This window comes from Streptomyces endocoffeicus, from assembly GCF_016741935.1.
Taxonomy (GTDB): Bacteria; Actinomycetota; Actinomycetes; order Streptomycetales; family Streptomycetaceae; genus Streptomyces; species Streptomyces endocoffeicus.
Map to the genome: position 1 here is coordinate 249,729 of NZ_JAERRG010000003.1, position 21,785 is coordinate 271,513.

Consider the following 21,785-nt stretch of genomic DNA (forward strand, 5'->3'; position numbering starts at 1 on the left):
TCCGTGTGGGACGTACGCCGTGCGCGGTAACCGCCGTCGCGCCCGCGGTGGGAGGCGTGTACGGCGGTCAGGCGGAGCGCTGAGCGGCGGGGTGGGCCGCTAAACCGTCGGCCGCCGGGGCCTGCGGCGGGCGGTCGTCGTAGCGTACGCTCATCGCCGGGAAAACCATTTCCGAACCCAAGCACGGCAGCCCCCGCCGCGTCAATGGGTCGCCGAGACCGTCCTGATAACATCGGCCGGCAGGAATCAGGGGAGATCAGGATGGGTGCGCGCATAGGCTTGAAGGACGTGGCGCTGCGCGCGGGGGTGTCAGTGCCGACGGCGAGCCGGGTGCTCTCCGGCGTCCAGCGCAATGTCGATCCCGAGCTGGCGCTGCGGGTGCGGAACGCATGCGAGGAACTGGGCTACCGGGTGAACGCGGCGGCGCGGGCGCTGCGGATTCAGTCGACGGATTCCTTGGCCCTCGTCGTTCCGGCCATCGCGAACGCGTACTTCGCGGAGCTGGTGTCGGCGTATTCGCGCCGCCTGGACCTTCAGGGCAAGCGGCTGGTGACGATCGACACGGGCGAGAGCCCGGAGACCGAGCAGCGCCAGCTCGGCGCCATGGACCGGGTGCTGGTGGACGCGGTGCTCGTGGTGCCCGCGGCGTTCGAGCGGAGTGGCGCGGCGATCACGGAGCTCGCGCGGTCCAACCGCGTCGTGCAGGTCGACCGCCGCGCACGAGGCGTCGAAGCGCCGTCGGTACGGCTCGACAACGCGGCCGGGGTCCGCCTGCTCGTGGAACACCTGCGGGCGCGGGGCCGCCGCAGCATCCTGATGGTCGACGCCCAGGAAGACTCCTCGTCGAGCATCGAGCGCACAGCCGCGTTCCGCGCGCTCGCCGGGCCGGACGACCGGGTTCTGGAAATGCCGAACTTCACGGTGGCGAGCGGCACCGACGCGGCGAAGCTCCTGCTCGCGAACCCCGGCGACACCGACGCGATCATCTGCACCGCCGACACCGTCGCGCTCGGCCTGCTGACGGCGCTTCAGCACGCCGGTAAACGGGTGCCCGCCGAGTACGCGATCACCAGCTTCGACGGTACGTACATCTCCGACACCGCGGCGCCGGGGCTCACCACCCTGGGCTCGACCGCCGAGCGCATGGTCGAGGCCTCCCTCGCCCTCCTCGACGGCGGCAGCGATGACGTCGTCCTGACACCCGAACTCGTGGTCCGCGGTTCCAGCGGCTGACCGGCCGCTCCCGGGGTGGGAGCACGAGCGCCCGCTGGACCCCGTGCTCCCGACGCGCGGAACGGAGGCCGACGGTCAGACGCGGTCGGCGGCGATGAGCAGGTACTGGAAGGAACCGTCCTTATAAGAGTTGATGAACGCCTTTTCAATCCCTGTGACCAGTGAGGACGTGGCCCGCAGCTCCCAGTAGGGCAGCGTCGCGGGGGTCAGGTCGATGACGGCCTGCGGTACGAGACGGTTGTCGGCCATGGCGCGCAGGTATTCCCGGCGGGAGTGGATATTGCACTCGAAGTGGGCGTTGATCTGGGAGACATACTTCGAGGGCTGGCCGTAACGCGGGTTCCAGCAGCCGGTGATGGTCACGTAGCGGCCGCCGCTCGCGAGGATGCGGGAGTGCTCGGCGAAGAGGTCTTCCAGGTCCACGTACATGCTTGACTCGTTGTTCCACGAGGCCGCGGCCCGCCCGGTCTCGAAGGGCGTACCGAGCATGTCGCAGACGCGGGCGCGGACGTGGTCCTCGATGCCGAGTTCGCGGGCGCGCTGGTTGGCGAAGTCGGCCTGCTTGGCCGACAGTGTTACGCCCTCGACCCGGCACCCGAAGCGCTGATGGGCCATCACCATCGAGCCGCCGCGGCCACAGCCGGCGTCAACGAGCGTGTCGTCACGTCCAATGGGGCCGAGGTGGTCCAGGAGGAGTGCGGCCTGCGCCGACTCCAGGCGGTGGAGCTCGGCGATCAACTTCTTCTCGTAGGCGCTGTCGTCGGCGTCGCCGAGGGCGGTGCGGTCGACCTCTCCGATGCCGTAGTGGTGGTGGTAAAGGCCGTCGACATCGCCGAGACGCAGGTTCACGGGCCTGGCCTCGCGGTCCCAGTAGCGGGCGATGTCCCCCTGATAGGGGGTCGCCGGGGCGGGGATGAACATGGCGGCGCTGGAGGAGGCGGAGGCGGCGGCGACGTCGGCGCTGAGGTCGGTGCTGGTCACAGATGGTTCCATTCTTCTTACCAGAAATCGGGCAGGCTGTAGCGGAAGGTGTTGGTCTGGTGCCAGTAGTGGTTGCCGTCGACCCACGCGGCCACGCCCCGGAGAAAGCGCCGCACGGTCGGGACGGGGAAGGCGACGGCCACGGCCGCGGCTTCGGCCTCGAAGTCGCGCATGAGGTCGTTGTGGACCTCGACCGCCTTCAGATAGGCGTCGCGGTCGGAGCGGCCCTCGCGTTCGGCGATCACCACGGGCAGATTCAGATGCCGGCCTGGGCTGGCGAGTTCCTTGGTGTACGAGTACAGGTCGTTCACGATGGTGGTGGCGTTTCCGGCGAGCGCGATGACCCGCTGCATGGCGGGCGGGGCGTGCAGGTCGGCCGGTAGCTCGTAACCGCCGACGGTGTCGGTGATGGTGGGGCAGGGGCGGAAGTTGTTGAACTGGCGCATCGCCAGGTACTCCCACACCTCGGGGACGTGGTCCGTCTGCGCCCAGGCGGCCTCGGCGAGGTACCCCATGTGCAGCCGGGCCATGTCGTGCCGGAACCGGTCGGCCTGGGAGGGGCTGGACGCCTGGACGAAGTACTCCATGGCGGAGCGGTAGGCGCGCCGGGGCGCGTCCGAGTGGAGCGACTCCGCCCACCGCGGCTGGTACTCCCGCGTCGTGTGCAGGGCGTCAAGTGCGGTGTGCGCCAGCAGTAGGCGTCCACCGAGGCCGACGGGCGAACCTCCGTGGTCCTCGCAGTAGCAGTCGTCCACCGCGTTCTCCGCCACCATCAGGCGGGTGGCGAGCATCAGGTGGTCGACGGTGGGCGCGTCCGGATGGCAGGCGACCATGTAGCGCCCCACGGAGAAGCCGTCGAACTGCTCCTCCCACTCCTCGGGGTACAGGTCGACCTCGTCCAATGCCCAGGCCTTGATCCTGCGGCCGAGCTCCGCCACCCGCACGGGGTCGGGCTCCGGCACCGGGTGGTAGTAGAGCCCGGGGATCGGGTTGCCTTCCGCTGGAGTCGTTGTTGGCGTCGGTGGCGCCGTCGGCTCCTCGCGCCGTGCCAGGTGCAGGCCCGCCGTGCCGAGGCCACTCGGACCACGCAGGATCCGTTCGACGTCGGCGCCGGGTGTCCGCACCTCGACGGCGGGGATGTCGACCGGAGGGATGTCGACGGGAGTTGGGGCGGGCGAGGAAGGCACAGGGGGGCGGACGCCGGTGGCGGCCTTGATGTCGTGGGCGCGGGCGGCGGCCTCGGCGAGGACGTTCGCCCCGGAGCGGGAAGCGGCCGCAGGCAGGCTCGGTTGCGGAGGGGAAGGCTCAGGGGCGGGCATGCGTGGCTCCTCGGTGGGGTGGGGTGGCTGGTGTGCGTGCGGGTCACCGGGAAAGAGGAAGGGGGCAAACATTCAGGAATCCGTCCAGATCCTCGGGAACACTAGCGGCTGGTGCGCCCGGTCGGCCCTGAGAAGCCATTGACATTAACTCGATAAGATGATCTAGTCCCGCGCGATGTTTGCCCGGGTGAGGGTGCGATCTTCGCCTCCTGGGCCGCCCGAGTGCCTGCCGTGCGGGACGAATTCAGCGCTGTCCGGGCCTCAGCCGAGATTTCTGAATCTATAAATCAGATCGCCTACCACGGAAACATCTGTTGGACAGAACTACGGCCATGTCCAAGGATCCCTCGTGCGGTGGCCCGGTCAACGCGACACCGGGATGGACCACCGCCTGAGTGGAGGCTGAACGTTGAGTGAAGAGACCGAAGTAGTCGTCGTCGGGGCGGGCCAGGCGGGCGTGGCGATGAGCGAGCACCTGGCGGCCCACGGGGTGCCGCACATCGTGCTGGAGCGGCACCGGATCGCCGAGCGGTGGCGGTCGGAGCGGTGGGATTCCCTGGTGGCGAACGGGCCCGCGTGGCACGACCGGTTCCCGGGGCTGGAGTTCTCCGACGTCGACCCCGGCGTCCACCCCGACGCCTTCGCCTCGAAGGACCAGATCGCGGACTACTTCGTCACGTACGCGGAGAAGATCGGTGCCCCGATCCGGTGCGGTGTCGAGGTGACCTCGGTGCGCAAGCCCACCGGTCGGCCCGGCTTCCGGGTCGAGACATCGGAGGGCGCCATCGACGCGCGCTTCGTCGTGGCCGCGACCGGACCGTTCCAGCGACCCGTGATCCCGCCCATCGTCCCGGACGGCGCCGTCCCCGTGCAGATCCACTCCAGCGGGTACCGCAATCCGGGGCAGCTCCCCGAGGGTGCGGTCCTCGTGGTCGGGGCCGGGTCCTCGGGGGTGCAGATCGCCGATGAGCTGCGCCGGTCCGGGCGCCGGGTCCTCCTCTCCGTCGGCCCGCACGACCGCCCCGCCCGCGAGTACCGGGGACGTGACTTCTGCTGGTGGCTCGGTGTGCTCGGGCGCTGGGACGCGGAGACGCCCCCGCAGGGTGCCGAACACGTCACCATCGCGGTCAGCGGCGCCCGCGGCGGCCACACCGTGGACTTCCGCGCCCTGGCAGCCGAAGGCATCGAGCTCGTCGGTCTGACCGCGTCCTACGACGACGGAGTGCTGCGTTTCGCGCCGGATCTCGCCACGAACATCGCGCTCGGCGACGCCAAGTACCTCGAGCTCCTCCGGGCGGCCGACGCGTACGTCGAGCGCCATGGGCTCGACCTTCCCGAGGAGCCGGCGGCCCACGTCCTCGGGCCGGACCCGGAAGGCGTGGCCGAGCCCCGGCTGGAGCTCGACCTGGCCGGGGCCGGGGTCAGCTCGATCGTCTGGGCGACGGGCTTCGCCACCGACTACAGCTGGCTCGAGGTCGACGCGTTCGACGAGCACGGCCGTCCCGACCAGCGGCGCGGCGTGTCGTCCGAGCCCGGCGTCTACTTCCTGGGCCTGCCCTGGCTGTCCCGCCGCGGATCGAGCTTCATCTGGGGCGTCTGGCACGACGCCCGATACGTCGCCGACCACATCACGACCCAGCGGGGCTACCTCGCGTACGGCGCCGGCGACCGGCCCGGCGCCACGCCGACCGCCTGGAAGAACTGAGGAGCAGACCATGACCTCCACGAGCGAGGGCGGCCGGGCGAAGGCCGTCAGGGCCCCGATCGTCACCGGCGGGCACACCCGGATCCGCCCGTTCAACACCCGCGACACCTATCCCGAGCAGAACCTCGACAACGACCTCTGTCAGGCCGTCGTCGCGGGCAACACCGTGTACGTCCGGGGCCAGATCGGCCAGAACCTCGACACCAGCGAGTCCGTGGGCATCGGCGACGCCGAGGCGCAGGCCGAACAGGCCATGGCCAACATCAAGACGCTGCTCGAGGAGTCGGGCAGCCGGATGGAGCACCTGGTCAAGCTGACCATCTATCTGATCGACCCGCGCTACCGCGAGGCGGTGTACCGCACCGTGGGCCGCTGGACCAAGGGCGTCCACCCGATCTCTACCGGACTGGTGGTGTCTGCCCTGGCCCGTCCGGAGTGGCTGTGCGAGATCGACGCCGTCGCCGTGCTCCCCGAGGAGGTGCGGGCATGACGTTCTCCCTGGTGGTCCGCGACGGCGAGCGGTTCGGCATCGTGGCCAGTTCGTCCAGTCCGGCGGTCGCCGCCCGGGTCGCCCATCTGCGGCCCGGGGTCGGCGCGGCGACTTCGCAGAACATCACCGACCCCACCCTCGGCACGAGCCTGCTGGAGGAGCTGGCGGACCACGGCGACGCGGAACGCGCCCTGGCCGGAGTCACCGGCGCGGCGCGCAACGCGAAGTCCATCGCCTACCGTCAGCTGACCGTGGTGGGCCGCTCCGGGCCCGGGTTCGCCTACAGCGGTTCGCACACCCTGGGCACATACGCCTCGGCCACCGCCGAGGGCGCGGTGGCCGGCGGGAACATGCTGTGCGGCGAGCACATCCCCGGCGTCCTCCTCGACGCGTACTCCGCCGCCACCGGGGAGCTGGAGGAGCGGCTGGTCATCGCACTGCGGGCGGCCGTCGCGGCCGGTGGCGAGGAGGGGCCGGTGCACTCCGCGGGCCTCGCGGTCGTCGCGGACGTGGACTGGCGGGTGACCGATCTGCGCGTGGACTGGGCCGACGACCCCGTCGACCGGCTCGCCGAACTCCTCGCCGTCTGGCTGCCGCAGCGGGACGACTACGTACGCCGTGGACTCGATCCCGCCGCCGCCCCCTCGTACGGCGTCCCGGGCGATCGGTGATGGGAACGATGGGAACGATGGGGATGGCGGGGCCGCTGAAAGAGGCCGCCCGGCGCGAGGTCGGCCGGCACGCCGAGGAGCTGATCCGGCTGTCCGAGCGGCTGCACGCCGACCCGGAGACCGCCTGGGAGGAACACCGGGCGGCGGCCGCCGTACCCGAGCCGCTGGACCGTGCCGGATTCGATGTCACCTCGTCCTACCTGGGCCTGGACACCGCCTTCCACGCCCGGTTCGGCAGCGGGCCGGTGCGGATCGCGCTGTGCGCCGAGTACGACGCGCTGCCCGGCCTCGGCCATGCGTGCGGGCACAATCTCATCGCGGCGAGCTCGGTCGGCGCCGCGCTGGGCCTGGCCGCCGTCGCCGACGACGCGGGCCTCACCGTCGAGGTCTACGGCACCCCGGCGGAGGAGGGCGGCGGCGGCAAGATCGAGATGCTCGACCGGGGCGCCTTCGCCGGGGTGGACCTGGCGATGATGGCGCATCCGGCGCCGGTCGACGTCGCCGAGGCCCGTCCGTTCGCGGTCAGCCACTCCAAGATCTCGTACACCGGCAGGTCCGCGCACGCCGCGGCCTACCCCGAGGCCGGGATCAACGCGGCCGACGCCTTCACCGTGGCCCAGGTCGCCATCGGGCTGCTCCGCCAGCAACTCCCGGCCTCCGCCCGGGTGCACGGTGTGGTGACCCACGCCGGGGACGCCCCGAACGCCATCCCGGAGCGGGCCACCGGCCGCTGGTACGTCAGGGCGGAAACCCTCGCCGAACTGGCCGGGCTGGAACCACGGGTCATGCGGGCCTTCGAGGCGGGCGCCCTCGCCACCGGGTGCGAGCTGGAGATCGAGCCGGAGAGCAAACCGTACGCGGAGTTCCGTAACGACGAGACCGCCCTCGGCCACTACCGCGCGAACGCCCTCGCCCTGGGGCGGGAGTTCGCGCCGCCGGGCCAGGCCGCCCGGATGAACCGCGCCTCCACCGACATGGGCAACGTCTCGCAGGTGGTGCCCGCCATCCACCCCTACATCGGCATCGGCTCACTGCCCGCCACCAACCACCAGCACGAGTTCGCCGCGTTCTGCGTGGGCGGTACGGCCCGGCGGGCCCTGCTCGACGCGGCGACGGCGCTGGCCTGGACCGGTGTGGACCGGAGCCCGGCCCGATACGAGAGCCACTGACCGAGGCGGCCCCCCCCGCACAGCTCCGGCTTCTTCCACCCCATCCCCAAGGAGGCGCGCAATGCCTACCACTCACACCGACGTCACCACGACCGAGGTCGAGGTGGCCACCGACGCCGTCGCCCTGCGCAGAAGCGTTGCCGCGGGAGCCGTCGGCGTGTTCGTGCACTGGTTCGACTGGGCCGCCTACGCCTATCTCGCCGGTACGGTCGCGACCGTGTTCTTCCCGGACGAGAACAGCACCACCGGACTGCTCGCCGTGTTCGGCGTGTTCGCCGTGTCCTTCGGCATCCGGCCCATCGGTGCCATGGTGTTCGGGCCGCTCGGCGACCGGATCGGCCGCAAGCGCACACTGTCGCTGGTCATCTTCATGATGTCCGGCGCGACCCTGGCCATCGGTCTGCTCCCCGGCTACGCCGCGATCGGGGTCGGCGCCCCGGTGCTCCTGGTGATCCTGCGTCTGGTCCAGGGATTCGCGGCGGGCGGCGAGTTCGGCAGCGCGGCGAGCTTCCTCGCCGAGAGCGCCCCCCGGCACCGCCGCGGATTCGGGGTGAGCTGGCTGGAGGTCGGCTCCCTGCTGGGCTTTCTCGCCGGTTCGCTCGTCTACCTGCTGCTGTCGACCGGGCTCGACGAGGCCCAGCTGACCTCCTGGGGCTGGCGCGTCCCCTTCCTCATCTCCGCGCCGCTCGGCGTCATCGGCTTCATCATCCGCAACAAGATCGAGGACACCCCCGAGTACCGGACGCTCGAGGCCAACGACGCCGTGCCGCGCACCCCCGTACGGGAGCTGCTCCGCCACCACAAGCGGCAGCTGCTCCAGGCGGCGGGCCTGATGGCGGCCATGCATGTGCCCTTCTACGCGGTGCTGACGTACCTGGTCACCTACGAGACCGACCACCTGGGGCACTCGGCCGGCAACGCGGCCCTGCTGTCCACGGTGATCTCGCTGCTGGGGCTGGTGCTGGTCCCGGTGTTCGGCCTGCTGTCCGACCGGGTGGGACGCAAACCGGTCTTCGTCGGCGCCACCGCGGCCCTCCTGGTCCTCGCCACCCCGGCGTTCCTCCTCATGCGGACCGGGCTCGCCGGAACCTGGATCGCCGGTCTGCTGCTCGGTGCGATCCTCGCCGCGATCCTCGGCACGTACGCGGTGTGGTCGGCGGAGATCTTCCCCACCCGCACCCGCCAGAGCGGCCTGTCCATCGCCTACAACCTCACCGCCGCCCTGTTCGCCGGCACGGTGCCGTACCTGATGACCGTGCTCATCTCCGCGACCGGCTCCACCCTGCTGCCCGGCCCCTATCTGATGGTGTTCGCGGCCGGCGGTCTCATCGCCGCCCTGTCCCTGAAGGAGACCACCGGGTCCGCCCTGCTGCGCCCCGAGGACGTCGCCGACGCGTCCCCCGAGCACCCGTAGACGCCGCCGCATAAGGTCGGCACCGGCACGGACACCGATCACCAGGCGCGGGGGTCACGCATGACGTCACCGGTGGGTTTCACCCTCCTGCAACTCCGCTACTTCCTCGTCGCCGCCGAGCGCGGTTCGATGACGGAGGCGTCGGGGGCGCTCCACATCGCGCAGTCCGCCGTGTCCGCGGCCATCCACAACCTGGAGCGCGATCTGCGGGTGCAGCTGTTCATCCGCCGCAGGGGGCGGGGACTGACCCTGACGCCCGCGGGGGAGCGGCTCCAGAGCCATGCGCGGGAGCTGCTGGTCCGTGCGCGCGAGGTCGAGCGGGAGGCCCGGGGAGACGGTGAGACCATCTCCGGGCCGGTGGCCGTGGGCTGCTTCGTGACGCTGGCCCCGTACTATCTGCCGCCCCTGTTCAGCGAATGCACCCGCCGCTACCCGGGCATCGAGATCGACGTGGTGGAGGCGGAGACCGATCAGCTCGTCCAGGCCCTGGGCGCGGGGCGCATCGACTTCGCCCTCACCTACGGCCTCGGTCTGTCGGCCGAGCCGGACCTGCTCAGCGAGACGATCGCGCGGGCCCCGGCCTACGTCATCGTCCCGGCCGATCATCCGCTGGCCCGGCAGGGCACCGTGGAGCTGGCCGAGCTGTCCGCGGAACCCCTCGTCCTGCTCGACCTGCCGCACAGCCGCGACTACTTCCGCTCGCTGGTGGCCGCCACCGGCACCGCCCCGGATGTCCGCTACCGCACCCGGAGCTACGAAACGGTGCGTTCCCTGGTGGCCAGGGGGCTCGGATACTCCGTGCTGAACCAGCGGCCGGCGACCAGCCAGACCTACGGCGGCGGCGAGATCGCGGAACTGGAGCTGCGGGACGGCAGCCCCCCGCTCGAAGTCAAGATCGCCTCGGTGAAGGGCATGACCCAGACCGCCCGTGCCCAGGCCGTGATGGGGCTGCTGCGGGAGGTCGCCGCCCCCGCGGTCCCGTGACGGACCGTTCGCGTCAGGCCGACAGCCCGCGGTGCTCCCCGTCGGCCGCGCGGCTGCCGTCGTCGGCGCGGGTCCGGGCCATGAGGAGAGCGATGTCGTCCTCCGGGGGAGCGTCCGTGATCATCCTCTCGATGACGCGGGCGCACAGGTCCTCGAGGCTCGCCGAGGGGCGATGCAGCGCGGCGAGCAATCGGTCAAGACCGGCGTCGATGTCGCCGTGCCGGGTCTCCACCAGGCCGTCGGTGAAGAAGGCGAGCAGGCTCCCCCCGGGGAGCTCCAGGTCGACGGATTCATAGCGTCCGGTGCCGATTCCGAGCGGCGGGCCCACCGGTGTGTCGGCGATCCTGGCGTGGCCGTCGGGGGCCACCAGCACCGGTGGCGGATGTCCGGCGCGGGCCAGGGTGCAGACGCGGGTGGCCGGGTCGTAGACGGCGTAGAGGCAGGTTCCGCCGGTGATCGACGAGTACCCCGGGGACCAGGTGCCCGTCTCGGCGAGCCGGGCGGTGACCTTGTCCAGGTGGTCGAGCAGCTCCGCGGGATGCTGGTCGAGGGCGGCGAGGGTGTGGACCGCGGTGCGCATCCTGCCCATGGCGGCGGCCGCGTTGATGCCGTGGCCGATGACGTCGCCGATGACCAGGGCGATCCGGTCGCCCGGCAGCTCGATGGCGTCCATCCAGTCCCCGCCCACCCCTTCGTGCCGGTCCGACGGCAGATAGCGGCCGGCCAGGTCCACCGCGGCGCCGCCCGACAGCTCCTGCGGCAGCAGACTGCGCTGCAGGGCGAGGGCGGCGGCCCGCTCCCGTGTGTACCGGCGGGCGTTGTCCAGGCTCAGCGCCGCTTGGACGCAGAGTTCCTCGGCCAGCAGCAGATCGTCCTGGGAGAAGGGCACGGCGTTGTCGGTCCGGGTGAACACGGCGATCCCGAGGATGGTGCCGCGGGCCCTGAGCGGGATCATCATCACCGAGTGCATGCCGGTGTCGTGGATGAGCTGTCTGCGCTGGGGGTCACGGTCGAGCCAGGTCCCCGGACCGGTCCTCATGGCGGGCTCGAAGTAGGACTGGTCCCCGTACAGCGCGGTGAGGAACGGCGATCCGGGCGGTACGTACACCACGTCCCCCACCAGGAAGGCGGCCTCGGGCATACCGCCGTGGATGGAGGACTGACCCGCGCGGCGGAAGACGGGGATGCCGGAGGGGGCCTCGGACATCCGCTTCAGCGGCTCCCCACCCAGCGGAACGGCATCGGCCAGATCCACCGTGACGTAGTCGGCGAGGGCGGGGACGGCCATGTCCGCGAGTTCCTGCGCGGTCGTCATCACATCGAGTGTGGTGCCGATCTGGTTGGCCGCCCTGCCGAGCAGCGCCAGCCGCTCGCGCTCCCCGCTCCTGGTGATCAACGAGACGGTGCACACGCCCAGTGGACCACCGCCCTCGGGGGCGAGGGGAAAGACCGAGGAGGAGAAGACGACCTCCCGGCCGTGCTCCGGCGACACCCACCGCAGCACATGGTCGCCGACCGGCTCCCGCGAGGTCAGCACCCGCCGTATCACCGGCTCGATGGTGGTCCGGTCGAAACCACGCACGGCACGCCGCGTGGACCGGGTGGGCGCGTCCACCTCGGAGCGGCCCACGATCTCCCGGCAGGCCCGGTTCGCCCACAGCAGCCGGGTGCGGGTGTCCCACACCGCCACGGCCAGCGGTGACCGGTCCAGAAGCGCCGCTTCGGCGTCGGCGGTCCGCACTCCGTCCGGCGCCCCCGTGACGGCGACGAACCAGCAGCTCGTACCGTCTCCACCGGTCAGCGCGACGGTCTCCACCATCAGCCGGAGGTGCTCGCCGTCCCGGTGCCTGACCTTCACGACGGCGTTGGCGGCCCGCCGGCCGCCCCGCTTCCCCATGTCTCCCGGAGCCGAGGACCACCGCACCGCTTCGACGGGGGTCTCCAGCAGCTCCCGCACCGGCAGCCCCACGACGTCCTCCGCACGGTGTCCGAGCAGCCGCCGGCAGCCCTCTCCCCACGCCAGGATGGTGCCGTCGGAGCCCAGGAGAGCGAGGGCCGGAGCGGGCGCCTCGGGCACGTCCGCGAAGCCGGCCGGCATCCGCTTCGCCTCGGCATTCGCCTCGGAATCGGCCCCGGCTCTACCCGCCATCCCGATACCCTCCGTAGCCACCGATATCGGTCGATGTTCTGCAAAAAGGGTAACGCGCCCGGACGCGGTCGGGGCTTGCCGATCGGAGTGGCCGGCCACCGATGAGTTCGGCGACCGAGCGGGGTCTACACCTACATATCGCAAACTACATATCGCACGCCACACACCTGATCGGGAAGGGACCATGGCATGACCACCAACGCACTGCCGTCCGTCGTGGACGCCGACACCTGGCGGCGTGAGCTCGAAGCGCTGCGCGTCCGGGAGAAGGCCGCGACCCGGGAACTCGACGCGATCGCCGCCCAGCGCCGCCGCCTGCCGATGGTCGAGATGCCCGACTACACCCTCGAGGGCGCGGACGGACCGGTTCGGCTGGTGGACCTCTTCGACGGCAGGAAGCAGCTGATCGTCTACAACCACATGTGGTTCCCCGGCGAGCAGTGGCAGTGTCCGGGCTGCACGGGGTTCACCTCGCAGTTCACCAGGCTGGAGTTCCTGGGCAACTACGATGCCCGGTTCGTCATCGTCACCCAGGGCCCGATCGACGAGGCACTCGCCTACAAGCGGCGGGTCGGGAACACGATGGCCTGGTACTCCACGGCGAACAGCCCGTTCGGTACCGACGTCGGCGCCCCGCCCGGCGGCGGATTCGCCGTCAATGTGTTCCTGCGCGACGGCGACACCGTCTACCGCACCTGGCACACCAACGGCCGTGGCACCGAGCAGCTCAGCCACTCCTTCGCGCTGATCGACCTGTTGCCGTACGGGCGGCAGGAGGAATGGCAGGACTCGCCCGACGGGTGGCCACAGCAGTCCACTTACAGCCGGTGGGCCGGCTCCGAGGACATCGCCGCGCTCTACGGTCAGGGCAAGTGACGCGCCCTAGTCGAGCGTGGCCAGTGCGGCGCGGAGTTCGTCGAGGGTGTGGCGGGTGAGTTCGGTGAGCGTCTGCTTGCTCGCCGGATCGGCCCACTGGTCGAAGGCGTCGTAGAAGGCGCGGATGCCCAGGTCGGCGGCGAGGCTCGCGGTCGGTTCCGGTACGCCGCGCTGGTGGAGCGCGTCCGTCATGGCCTCGGCGAGTTTGGCGCGCTTCAGGGCGGAGCGCTCCTGTAGTTCGGTGTGACCGGCGATGACCGGGCGGAGCCTGGCGCCGACGTCGCGGCGGTCGTCCGTGAAGGTGGCCGTGAGGGCGTCGAGGGCCGCGCGGACCGCTTCGAGCGGTGTGGCCGGGCCGGGTGCCGCGTCGATCGCGTCGGCGATGAGCCGGGTGTGGATGTGCTGGCCGGCGAAGAGCACTTCCCGCTTGTCGCGGAAGTGCCGGAAGAAGGTGGTCTTGGTCAGACCGGCTCGATCGGCGATCTCGTTGACGGTGGTGGCGTCGTAGCCCTGCTCGGTGAACAGCTCCAGTGCGGCGCGCACCAGCCGTTCCTGTGCGTTCGGTTCCCATCGAGCCATGCGCACAGCATAAGTGATGTGACTTGGTAACGTCACTTCGGCTATGGTGACGGTACCAAGTCACATCACCTCGCTCCGCCCTGGGCGGAGCATGCCTCCAGGAGAGCTACGCATGCGTGTTTTCGTCACCGGTGCCAGCGGCCACATCGGATCGGCCGTGGTGCCCGAACTGCTCCAGGCCGGACACGAGGTCGTCGGCCTGGCGCGGTCCGACGCCTCGGCCACCGCCGTCAAAGCCCTGGGCGCCGAGGTGCGCCGTGGCGACCTCGACGACCTGGACGGGCTGCGCGAGGCCGCGGCCGACGCGGACGCGGTCGTCCACCTCGCGTTCAATCACGACGCCATCCCCGCCGGGAAGTTCGCCGAGGCGGTGGCGGTCGACCTGGCCGTGGTGCGGACATTCGGCGACGCGCTGGCCGGCACCGGCAAGACCCTCATCGGCGTCGGCTTCACGCACACCGGCGACGCGCGGCGCGACGCGGCGATAGACGCCAACCCCCGCTCCGCCGTCGGGCGCGCGCTCCACGACTTCACCGAACGCGGCGTGCGGACCGTGCTCGTCGCGATCCCGCCGGTGACACACAGCACGCGGGACAGGGGCGGCTTCATCCCGACGCTGATCAAGATCGCCCGCGAAACGGGCGTGTCCGGCTACGTCGGCGACGGCGCCAACCGCTGGCCCGCCGGTCACACCCTGGACGTCGGCCGCCTCTACCGGCTGGCGCTGGAGAAGGCCCCGGCCGGTTCGCAGCTGTACGCCGCGGCCGAAGAAGGCATCACGGTGCGCGAGATCGCCGAGACCATCGGCCGCCACCTGAACGTCCCGGCCGAGAGCATCCCGGCCGAACGGGCCGCGGACCACTTCACGGGCTTCCCGTTCATCACGATGGACATCACCATGCCCAACGCGGACACCAGGCGATTGCTGGGCTGGGAGCCGGTCCACCCCGGCCTGATCGCCGACCTCGACGACGGCCATTACTTCACCACCGACTGACACCGACGGGCCTGGCCGGGGCGGGGGCCGGACGCGGCCGGACGCGGCCGGACGCGGCGCCGTGTGTCGGCCGCCTGCTCAGCCCCGGCCCGGGGCCACTCCCGCCCGGTAGGCGAGGACGACGACCTGGACGCGGTCGCGCAGGTCCAGCTTGGTCAGGATGCGGGACACATACGTCTTGACGGTCTCCCCGCTGAGCACCAGCTCCGCCGCGATCTCCGCGTTCGAGAGGCCCGCGCTGATCAGCCTCAGCACCTCGTACTCGCGCGGGGTGAGGACCTTCAGCCGTTCGCGCTCGCGCGCCGCGTCCGGCCCAGGGCCCGGGGCGGGAGCCGGGTCGTCCGCCGCGCGCACCCGGCCCGCGAACTCGCCGATGAGCGCGCGCGTCACGGTGGGCGAGAGCAGTGAGTCGCCGCGTGCGACGGTCCGTACGCCGTTGACCAGTTCCGCGGGCGGTGCGTCCTTCAGCAGGAAGCCGCTGGCACCGGCGCGCAGCGCCTCGTATACCAGCGCGTCCACATTGAACGTGGTGACCACGAGGATCCGGGTGCTGGGCGTCGTGCCGGGGCCGGCCAGCCGCCGGGTGGCCTCGATCCCGTCGAGCAGCGGCATCCGGATGTCCATCACGGCGACATCGGGCCGCAGCGCCTTCGCCGCCTCGACCGCGGCCTGCCCGTTGTCCGCCTCTCCCACCACCTCGATATCCGGCTGGGCCGAGAAGATCGTGACGTAGCCGGCCCGTACGAGGGCCTGGTCCTCGCAGATCAGCACACGGATCGGAGCGCCGGAGTCCGCCGGGGGGAAGGGCGGGAGGGGGAGTGGCGGAGGGGGCCCCGCGGTCATGCGTCGCCTCCGGTGGGTATACGGGCGCGGACCGAGAAGCCCCCGTCGGCGCGCGGGCCCGCGGTGAAGTCGCCGCCGAGCATTCTGACACGCTCGCGGAGCCCGCCCAGACCCCGGCCGCCGGATATATGGCGCGGTCCGGGCGCCGGGTGACGGCCGTCGCCGTGAGCGTCGCCGATGCCCTGGCGGCCGTGGTCGTCGGGACCGTCGTTGGCGACTTCGATGTCGACGTGTTCGTGGCCGTAGCCGACCGTGACGCGGGTGGGCCGCCCGGACGCGTACTTCACGGCGTTGGTGAGGGATTCCTGGACGAGCCGGTACACGGTCAGGTCCGCGCCGATCGGCAGCGGCAGCCGCTTGCCGTCCTCGATCAGGTCGACGGGCTGGCCGCCCCTGCGGGTCTGCTCGATCAGGTCACGCAGATCGCCGCGGGCAGGCGCGCGACTGTCGGGCGCCGACCCGTTCGGTGCCGACCCGTTCGCCGCGGACCCGCCTGACGCGGACCTGCCTGACGCGGACCTGCCTGGCGCCGACCCGCCCGGTGCCGACCCGTTCGCCGCGGACTCGCCCGTGGCCTCCAGTACGCCCAGCAGATACCGCAGTTCGGCCAGTGCGCGCCGCCCGGTGCCGCTGATCGCGGTCAGCGCCTCGGTCACCCGCTCCGGAGAGGCCATGAGGAACGGCGCGGCGTCGGACTGCACTACCATCGCGGTCACATGGTGGGTCACCACATCGTGCAACTCCCGTGCCAGACGGCTTCGTTCGGCCGCCGTGGCGGCCAGCGCCACGAGCCGTCGCCGCTCGGCCTCGGCCGCCCGACGGCCCCGTACGACGGCGCCGCCACCCCAGACGGCGGCCAGTACGAGCCCGATGACGACGTAGTCCTGCGGCGGCAGCGGCGCTCCGCGCGCGTGCAGGACGACGGACAGCGCGGCGTACGCCGCCACGGCGGGCATGACCAGCAGCCGCCGCCCGCGCTCCGCGTGCGCGCCCACCGAGTACAGCGCGAGGTAGAGCCCCATGCTGGCGAACGTCTGCGGCAGCCCCAGCGATTGGTGCACCCCGAAGGACAGGCCCACCAGCGTGAGACAGAGCGCGGGGCGGCGGGCGCGCACGGCCAGCGGCAGCGTCTGCCCCAGCGCCAGCAGCACCGCGAGCACGGGCGCGTGCCGGGTCGGCAGATCACCGAACCGGGCACCGACACCGGCCAGCGGCTCGGCGAAGGACAGCACGGTGAGCACGAACGCCAACTCCCGGTCCCGCGCGGCGCGCGGGCGCCCCTGCCACCACGCGGTCCCGGTGCGCCACCATCCGGCGCACACCGCCGCCATGCGCGCGGCGCGGCGCGTCCCGGCCGTTTCGTCCGGTCCGGGCGACCGTGTGCTGTCGGTGCTCTCACGTCTCACGGATTTCACTGAGGTCCCAGGGATACGGCCGTGGCCCGGTACGGGCGGGCACGGGAGGGCGGGGCGGGTCTGCGCCCGCCGAACGTATCCGCGAACGCCGCCGCGGGCATCCCCCGCGAGTGGACTCCTGGGTGCCCCGCGCGGGGGACCCCGCCTCGGGAACTGTCCACGTGGCGGGGACGATCCGTGCCGGTCCCCGCTCGTAGCTTCCTCGCTGTGCCGAGCCGGAGCACATCCGCACCGGTCCACGAGGGGCCGGTCCACGAGGAGGACACCATGTCGCAGCCGAACGAGCGGCCGGAACCGACGCCGTCACCGGAACCGATGCCACAACCCGAAATGCCGGCGCCGTCGGGGCGTGCGCCCGAACAGCGCACCCTCCGCAAGCCGCGTTCAGTGCGCTGGGAGTCCGCGTGGGTGCGGCTGCCGGTGCTGTTCGTACCGCTCCTGGCAGTGAACGGACTGACCACGCTGATCAACGGCGTGGCGGACGCGACCCCGGTGACCGGCCTGCTGTCGGGCGTGGCGACAGCGGGCCTCGCGCTCGGCGCGTACGTATGGCTGGTGCGGCGCCTGGAGAGCCGCCGGAACCCGGCCGAACTGCGGCCCGCGAACGCCCGATCGGAACTGCGCATCGGCGCGCTGCTCGGACTCGGGATGTTCTCGCTGGTGATCGCGGTGATCGCGATGGGCGGCGGCTACCACTTGGAGGGCTGGGGCACGTTCGGCGGGGCGCTCACGACACTGGGCCTGATGACCTGCGTGGCGGTGACGGAGGAACTGGCCTTCCGCGGCGCGCTGTTCCGCGTCCTGGAGGAGAAGACCGGCACATGGGGAGCGCTGGCGGCGTCGGGCCTGCTGTTCGGGGCGCTGCACATGGTGAACCCGGACGCCACGGTGTGGGGCGGGCTGGCCATCGCGGTCGAGGCGGGCCTGCTGTTCGGCTCGGTCTACGCGGCGACCCGCTCCCTGTGGCTGCCGATCGGGCTGCACCTGGGGTGGAACATGGCGGAGGGCGGCGTCTTCGGCACCACCGTCTCCGGCTCCGACGCCAGCCATGGCAGCCTGTTCACCGCCTCGGTGAGCGGTCCCGAGGCGCTGACCGGCGGCGGGTTCGGGCCGGAGGCCAGCCTGGTGGCCATCGTGATCTGCCTGATCCCCACGGCCCTGTTCCTCCGCGAAGCCAAGCGCCGGGACCGCTTCTACGCCCGGGCCGGCCGGTAGCCGGCCCGGGCGCGGGCGCGTCAGTTGAAGAGCACCATGTAGGACGAGGTGAGGCCCGAGGCCAGCCAGAACGATCCGCCGGCCATACCGACGATGATCAGTACTGCCAGCGCGCTGTCTATCTTTTCCACCAGCGGGGACGGAGGCCGGGGCTCCAGGTCATGTGAACTCATCGGTCCAACATATGCCAAGAAGTGGGTGTGTGCGGCGGCCTGTCGAGGTTTCCGTGACAGCCGCCGCGGCGCGAGGCGCATACGTCGTTACCGGCACACGGAGGGGCGGTGTCATGGTCGCCGCTCCACGGCGGAGCGTTGAGCCGGTTCACCAGATGGGTCGAAGCGGTGGGATCGAGTCGCCGGCCATCGCGCGGACGATGGCGGCGAGCTCGGCTCGTGGAACCTCGAGACCGTCTTCATGGAGCCGCCTGGTCAGTTGGGACTCCAGTTCACGCAGGAGGCGTCCGGCGACGGAGAGGTGTTCCAGAGCCTTGCCGGTCAGCACGACGAGCCTTCGCCGACCTCCGGCCGGGTGCGGCCCGCGTTCGACATAGCCGCGTTTCTCCAGGTCGTCGACGATTTGGCCGGCGGCCTGCTTTGTGACGCCGAGCTGTTCGGCGAGCTCGCTCGTGGTCGCGCCCGGGCCGCGGAGCGCCTGGAACACCAGGCCGTGCACGGGGCGCAAGTCGGCGTAGCCGGCGGCATCGAGGCGGCCTACGAACTCGGACAGGACCAGTTGGAAGGCCATCCCCAGCAGGAAGGTCAACTCGGTGCGTTCGAGCGGGTCGTCGATCTCCATGGCTCATCTTGACACACCTGTGGAAAGTGGCTTTACTCAGCGCGAGTAAAGCCACTTTCCACAGGAGGTGCCGTGTACGTCGTCGACGAGAGCGAGCAGCGGACGACCAGGACGCCCTCGGGCGCGATGTTCGGTTTGGCGGGTCCGAGCCAGGGCAGCGCGGAAGTCAGCACCTGGCGGGTGCGACTCGATGCCGATATGGCCACGCCCGTGCACATCATCGACCGGGAGCAGGTGTGGATGGCGGTGTCGGGCGAGTTCGAAGTCGTGGCGAACGGTGAGACGGAGCAGGTCAAGGCAGGTCAAGCGGTCATTCTGCCCGCGGGTGCGGTTCGGCGGCTGAAGGCCGTCGGCAGTCCGGCGGAGGCCTTTGTCGCCATGGGTGTGGGAGGCAAGGCGATGGTGCCGGGCAGTGAGGACAAGATTCCTCTTCCTTGGGCGGATTGATCCTCATCCTCGCGCGACGGGGCCACGGGGCGACGGGGCGACGGGGCGACGGGGCGACGGCCAAGGGTAGGCTCGGCCTCGGCCGCGTGGTCGGGAGCGCGGGGCGAACGGATGGCGAGGAGCGGGATGGCTGTCACCGAACCGGGCGGACAGAACCGGGCCCGGGGCCGGCGTAACCCTGAGCAGGTGAGGGCAGACATCCTCGCCGTTGCCACGGCGGAGTTCGCGGAGCGGGGTCTCGAGGCCGCGAGTGTGAACGAGATCGCGGCCAAGACCGCCACGACCAAGCGGATGATCTACTACTACTTCACCAGCAAGGAAGGTCTGTACACGGCCGTGCTGGAGCGGTCGTACCGGCAGATGGCCGAGACGCTGCTGCGCGAAGTGGGGCCCGCGGATCTCGAGCCCGTCGCGGCGCTGCGGCGGCTCGCGGAGCGGACGTTCGATCACCACGACACGCATCGTGAGTACGTCCGGCTCGTGGTCGGCGAGAACATGTTGCGCGGGGCCTATATCCGGCGCTCGGGGGAGCTGCGCAAGCTCTGGGCCCCGATGCTCGACATCGTCGCCGACATCCTGCGCCGCGGCCGCGAAGAGGGAACGATCCGCGACGACGTCGATCCCATCGACGTCCAGGTCCTCATCAACAGCTTTTCGCTCTTCCGCATCACGAATCAGTACACCTTCGACGCCCTGTACGACTACGCGCTCGACGGGCCCGAGGCCCGTGCGCATTTCCGCGGCATGATCGGTGATGTGGTGACACGCGCCTTCGCCGTCGCCCGCTAGCCGGACCCTCCGCAACCCTCCCCAACCCTCCGCAGGCCACGGGCCCGCCACGCGCTCGGCGCATGGCGGGCCCGACTCATGTGTGCCGCATTTTGGTCCAGGGGGTTAACGAGATTTTGGTCCAGGTGGTACAAAGTTTATGTCCGGGCCCCGACGTACGTGGTCCAGACGCCGTACGACCACGTCATGAGCCTGCCTGCCGCGGTGGCAACCCGTCACAACCGCCCACGCCGCAGGCACTCCATCCCGCACGCATTCCATCCCGCACGCATTCCGTCCCTGACGCACGCTGCCGCCCTACGGTGCCGCACGGAGGGGCGCACGCCCTGGAAAGGCCCAGCTATGCCCCCTCCCGCCCCAGCCGGCGAGGCCACGTGGAACGAGGCCAAGGCCCGCCATGCCGCCCGTGCCAGCTTCCTCGGCAGCATGCTCGAGTACTACGACTTCTACGTCTACGGGTCGGCCGCGGCGCTGATCTTCAACGATGTGTTCTTCACCCGCGCCCACGGAGCCATCGGCACCCTGGCCTCGCTCGCCACCTTCGGCGTCGGCTACGTCGCGCGCCCGGTCGGGGGCATGGTGCTCGGCCACTTCGGGGACCGTGTCGGGCGCAAGAAGGTCATGCTCTTCACCCTCGTCCTCATGGGGGCGTCCACGTTCCTCATCGGGTGCCTGCCGTCCTACCGCAGCATGGGCATACTGGCCCCCGTGCTGCTGGTGCTGCTCCGGCTCGCCCAGGGATTCTCCGCCGGTGGCGAGCAGGCGGGCGCCAATTCGCTCACCCTGGAACACGCGCCACCGCACCGCCGCGCCTTCTACACCAGCTGGACTCTCACCGGGACCCAGGCGGGTTTCATCCTCGCGAGCCTGATGTTCCTGGCCGTCTCCACGCTCCCGGACCGGCAGCTCTTCGCCTGGGGCTGGCGCATCCCGTTCTGGGCCAGTGCCGTCGTGGTCGTGGTGGCCTACTGGGTGCGGCGGCGACTGGAGGAGCCCCAGGAGTTCCGGCAGAAGATGGAGCACGACCGGACCGCGCGATTGCCCGGGGTCGCCGTCCTGAGATCACAGCCGCGGGATGTGCTGCGGGTGGCGCTGTGCCAGTTCAATTCGGTCGGCGGCAGCATCTTCTCCGTTTTCGCCCTCGCCTACGCCACCGGGGACACCGTCGGGCTGTCGCGGACCACCATGCTGTGGGTGGCCATCTTCGCCAACGCCTTCGCCTTGGTGTCGCAGCCGCTCCTCGCGCTGCTGGCGGACCGGATCGGCCGCAAGCCGGTGTTCATCGGCGGGGCACTCGGCTTCGCCGTGACCATGTTCCTGTATCTCCACGCCCTGTCCACCGCGAACATCCCGTACATCTACATCGCCGCGTTCCTCGTCACCTCCTGCTTCTTCAGCTGCCTGAACGCCACTTGGCCCTCGATGTACGGGGAGTGGTTCAGCACCCCGGTGCGCTACTCCGGAACGGCGATCGGCACACAGGTCGGTGTCGGCTTCGCGGGGTTCGCGCCCACCATCGCCTACGCGATTCTCGGTGACGGCCCCGGTGGCTGGATCCCGGTCGCCGTTCTCGTCGCCGTCGCCATGGGTATCGCCGCCGTCTCGTGTGCGACCGGCAGGGAGACGTACCGGACCCCGATGTCCGAGCTCGGGAAGCCGATGGAACCCGCGGCCGCGCACGTCCCGCAGCCGTCCGGCACCCGATAGACCCGGT

The 21,785-nt window shown here is 71.1% G+C and carries 21 protein-coding genes; 13 read left to right on the plus strand and 8 right to left on the minus strand.

Features of this window, described 5'->3' with window-relative positions; genetic code table 11:
• Positions 1-261 precede the first annotated feature (261 nt).
• Positions 262-1,233, plus strand: coding sequence for a LacI family DNA-binding transcriptional regulator (locus JK364_RS11215; protein ID WP_201850228.1), 972 nt, complete (start codon positions 262-264; stop codon positions 1,231-1,233).
• 75 nt (positions 1,234-1,308) lie between these two features.
• On the opposite strand, the gene JK364_RS11220 is transcribed toward JK364_RS11215, so the two are convergent.
• Positions 1,309-2,214, minus strand: coding sequence for a geranyl diphosphate 2-C-methyltransferase (locus JK364_RS11220; protein WP_372461939.1), 906 nt, complete (start codon positions 2,212-2,214; stop codon positions 1,309-1,311).
• A 17-nt stretch (positions 2,215-2,231) separates the two neighbouring features.
• A complete protein-coding gene (locus JK364_RS11225) occupies positions 2,232-3,533 on the minus strand; it encodes a family 2 encapsulin nanocompartment cargo protein terpene cyclase (RefSeq protein WP_201850231.1) in 1,302 nt (433 codons plus the stop codon).
• 409 nt (positions 3,534-3,942) lie between these two features.
• Here JK364_RS11225 and JK364_RS11230 point away from each other — a divergent pair, with 409 nt between their 5' ends.
• The 6 genes from JK364_RS11230 (at position 3,943) to JK364_RS11255 (ending at position 9,966) form a co-directional block, all read left to right on the plus strand.
• Positions 3,943-5,238: a flavin-containing monooxygenase gene (locus JK364_RS11230; RefSeq protein WP_201850233.1), complete on the plus strand. Its 1,296-nt coding sequence runs from the start codon at positions 3,943-3,945 to the stop codon at positions 5,236-5,238.
• Positions 5,239-5,248: 10 nt separating this feature from the next.
• A complete protein-coding gene (locus JK364_RS11235; RefSeq protein ID WP_201850235.1) occupies positions 5,249-5,728 on the plus strand; it encodes a RidA family protein in 480 nt (159 codons plus the stop codon).
• Entirely contained in the window at positions 5,725-6,399 is a 675-nt protein-coding gene (locus JK364_RS11240) for a DUF1028 domain-containing protein (RefSeq protein WP_201850237.1), read from the plus strand. The genes JK364_RS11235 and JK364_RS11240 overlap by 4 nt, the downstream gene beginning before the upstream one ends.
• A 17-nt stretch (positions 6,400-6,416) precedes the next feature.
• A complete protein-coding gene (locus tag JK364_RS11245; protein ID WP_230991762.1) occupies positions 6,417-7,568 on the plus strand; it encodes a M20 family metallopeptidase in 1,152 nt (383 codons plus the stop codon).
• 61 nt (positions 7,569-7,629) lie between these two features.
• Positions 7,630-8,982, plus strand: coding sequence for an MFS transporter (locus JK364_RS11250; protein ID WP_201850239.1), 1,353 nt, complete (start codon positions 7,630-7,632; stop codon positions 8,980-8,982).
• 60 nt (positions 8,983-9,042) lie between these two features.
• Positions 9,043-9,966 carry a LysR family transcriptional regulator gene (locus JK364_RS11255; protein ID WP_201850241.1) on the plus strand — a complete coding sequence of 308 codons (924 nt, stop codon included), beginning with the start codon at positions 9,043-9,045 and terminating at the stop codon, positions 9,964-9,966.
• A 13-nt stretch (positions 9,967-9,979) separates the two neighbouring features.
• On the opposite strand, the gene JK364_RS11260 is transcribed toward JK364_RS11255, so the two are convergent.
• A complete protein-coding gene (locus tag JK364_RS11260; RefSeq protein ID WP_230991763.1) occupies positions 9,980-12,115 on the minus strand; it encodes a SpoIIE family protein phosphatase in 2,136 nt (711 codons plus the stop codon).
• A gap of 189 nt (positions 12,116-12,304) precedes the next feature.
• Here JK364_RS11260 and JK364_RS11265 point away from each other — a divergent pair, with 189 nt between their 5' ends.
• Positions 12,305-12,991 carry a DUF899 domain-containing protein gene (locus JK364_RS11265; protein ID WP_201850243.1) on the plus strand — a complete coding sequence of 229 codons (687 nt, stop codon included), beginning with the start codon at positions 12,305-12,307 and terminating at the stop codon, positions 12,989-12,991.
• A gap of 6 nt (positions 12,992-12,997) precedes the next feature.
• Here JK364_RS11265 and JK364_RS11270 read toward each other — a convergent pair whose 3' ends face one another.
• Positions 12,998-13,570, minus strand: a complete 573-nt coding sequence (locus tag JK364_RS11270) for a TetR/AcrR family transcriptional regulator (RefSeq protein ID WP_201850245.1) — start codon at positions 13,568-13,570, stop codon at positions 12,998-13,000.
• A 112-nt stretch (positions 13,571-13,682) separates the two neighbouring features.
• Between JK364_RS11270 and JK364_RS11275 the strand changes: the two genes are divergently transcribed.
• Positions 13,683-14,567 (plus strand): SDR family oxidoreductase, encoded by an 885-nt coding sequence (locus JK364_RS11275; RefSeq protein ID WP_201850247.1) that lies wholly within the window; start codon positions 13,683-13,685, stop codon positions 14,565-14,567.
• A 78-nt stretch (positions 14,568-14,645) separates the two neighbouring features.
• On the opposite strand, the gene JK364_RS11280 is transcribed toward JK364_RS11275, so the two are convergent.
• On the minus strand, positions 14,646-15,410 hold the full coding sequence (locus JK364_RS11280) for a response regulator transcription factor (protein ID WP_201850249.1): 765 nt from the start codon (positions 15,408-15,410) through the stop codon (positions 14,646-14,648).
• Positions 15,407-16,816 carry a sensor histidine kinase gene (locus JK364_RS11285; protein ID WP_307841228.1) on the minus strand — a complete coding sequence of 470 codons (1,410 nt, stop codon included), beginning with the start codon at positions 16,814-16,816 and terminating at the stop codon, positions 15,407-15,409. Before JK364_RS11285 ends, JK364_RS11280 begins: the two co-directional genes overlap by 4 nt.
• A gap of 276 nt (positions 16,817-17,092) precedes the next feature.
• Between JK364_RS11285 and JK364_RS11290 the strand changes: the two genes are divergently transcribed.
• A complete protein-coding gene (locus JK364_RS11290; protein ID WP_201850251.1) occupies positions 17,093-18,040 on the plus strand; it encodes a CPBP family intramembrane glutamic endopeptidase in 948 nt (315 codons plus the stop codon).
• Positions 18,041-18,060: 20 nt separating this feature from the next.
• Here JK364_RS11290 and JK364_RS11295 read toward each other — a convergent pair whose 3' ends face one another.
• Together JK364_RS11295 and JK364_RS11300 are read right to left on the minus strand one after the other, a co-directional pair.
• Positions 18,061-18,213 carry a hypothetical protein gene (locus JK364_RS11295; RefSeq protein WP_201850253.1) on the minus strand — a complete coding sequence of 51 codons (153 nt, stop codon included), beginning with the start codon at positions 18,211-18,213 and terminating at the stop codon, positions 18,061-18,063.
• Positions 18,214-18,361: 148 nt separating this feature from the next.
• Complete coding sequence (locus tag JK364_RS11300; RefSeq protein ID WP_201850255.1) at positions 18,362-18,835, minus strand: MarR family winged helix-turn-helix transcriptional regulator; 474 nt, start codon at positions 18,833-18,835, stop codon at positions 18,362-18,364.
• Between the two features lie 72 nt (positions 18,836-18,907).
• Between JK364_RS11300 and JK364_RS11305 the strand changes: the two genes are divergently transcribed.
• The 3 genes from JK364_RS11305 (at position 18,908) to JK364_RS11315 (ending at position 21,778) form a co-directional block, all read left to right on the plus strand.
• Positions 18,908-19,282 carry a cupin domain-containing protein gene (locus tag JK364_RS11305; protein ID WP_307841229.1) on the plus strand — a complete coding sequence of 125 codons (375 nt, stop codon included), beginning with the start codon at positions 18,908-18,910 and terminating at the stop codon, positions 19,280-19,282.
• A gap of 186 nt (positions 19,283-19,468) precedes the next feature.
• Positions 19,469-20,071: a TetR/AcrR family transcriptional regulator gene (locus tag JK364_RS11310; protein WP_307841230.1), complete on the plus strand. Its 603-nt coding sequence runs from the start codon at positions 19,469-19,471 to the stop codon at positions 20,069-20,071.
• A 342-nt stretch (positions 20,072-20,413) separates the two neighbouring features.
• Positions 20,414-21,778: an MFS transporter gene (locus JK364_RS11315; RefSeq protein WP_201850259.1), complete on the plus strand. Its 1,365-nt coding sequence runs from the start codon at positions 20,414-20,416 to the stop codon at positions 21,776-21,778.
• Positions 21,779-21,785: the final 7 nt, after the last annotated feature.

Bases quoted from the DNA above. Each gene is read 5' to 3' on its own strand.
- JK364_RS11215 (WP_201850228.1), top strand. From the start codon at position 262: ATGGGTGCGCGCATAGGCTTGAAGGACGTGGCGCTGCGCGCGGGGGTG.
- JK364_RS11225 (WP_201850231.1), bottom strand. From the start codon at position 3,533: ATGCCCGCCCCTGAGCCTTCCCCTCCGCAACCGAGCCTGCCTGCGGCC.
- JK364_RS11235 (WP_201850235.1), top strand. From the start codon at position 5,249: ATGACCTCCACGAGCGAGGGCGGCCGGGCGAAGGCCGTCAGGGCCCCG.
- JK364_RS11240 (WP_201850237.1), top strand. From the start codon at position 5,725: ATGACGTTCTCCCTGGTGGTCCGCGACGGCGAGCGGTTCGGCATCGTG.
- JK364_RS11245 (WP_230991762.1), top strand. From the start codon at position 6,417: ATGGGGATGGCGGGGCCGCTGAAAGAGGCCGCCCGGCGCGAGGTCGGC.
- JK364_RS11250 (WP_201850239.1), top strand. From the start codon at position 7,630: ATGCCTACCACTCACACCGACGTCACCACGACCGAGGTCGAGGTGGCC.
- JK364_RS11255 (WP_201850241.1), top strand. From the start codon at position 9,043: ATGACGTCACCGGTGGGTTTCACCCTCCTGCAACTCCGCTACTTCCTC.
- JK364_RS11260 (WP_230991763.1), bottom strand. From the start codon at position 12,115: ATGGCGGGTAGAGCCGGGGCCGATTCCGAGGCGAATGCCGAGGCGAAG.
- JK364_RS11265 (WP_201850243.1), top strand. From the start codon at position 12,305: ATGACCACCAACGCACTGCCGTCCGTCGTGGACGCCGACACCTGGCGG.
- JK364_RS11270 (WP_201850245.1), bottom strand. From the start codon at position 13,570: ATGGCTCGATGGGAACCGAACGCACAGGAACGGCTGGTGCGCGCCGCA.
- JK364_RS11275 (WP_201850247.1), top strand. From the start codon at position 13,683: ATGCGTGTTTTCGTCACCGGTGCCAGCGGCCACATCGGATCGGCCGTG.
- JK364_RS11280 (WP_201850249.1), bottom strand. From the start codon at position 15,410: ATGACCGCGGGGCCCCCTCCGCCACTCCCCCTCCCGCCCTTCCCCCCG.
- JK364_RS11290 (WP_201850251.1), top strand. From the start codon at position 17,093: ATGTCGCAGCCGAACGAGCGGCCGGAACCGACGCCGTCACCGGAACCG.
- JK364_RS11295 (WP_201850253.1), bottom strand. From the start codon at position 18,213: ATGAGTTCACATGACCTGGAGCCCCGGCCTCCGTCCCCGCTGGTGGAA.
- JK364_RS11300 (WP_201850255.1), bottom strand. From the start codon at position 18,835: ATGGAGATCGACGACCCGCTCGAACGCACCGAGTTGACCTTCCTGCTG.
- JK364_RS11315 (WP_201850259.1), top strand. From the start codon at position 20,414: ATGCCCCCTCCCGCCCCAGCCGGCGAGGCCACGTGGAACGAGGCCAAG.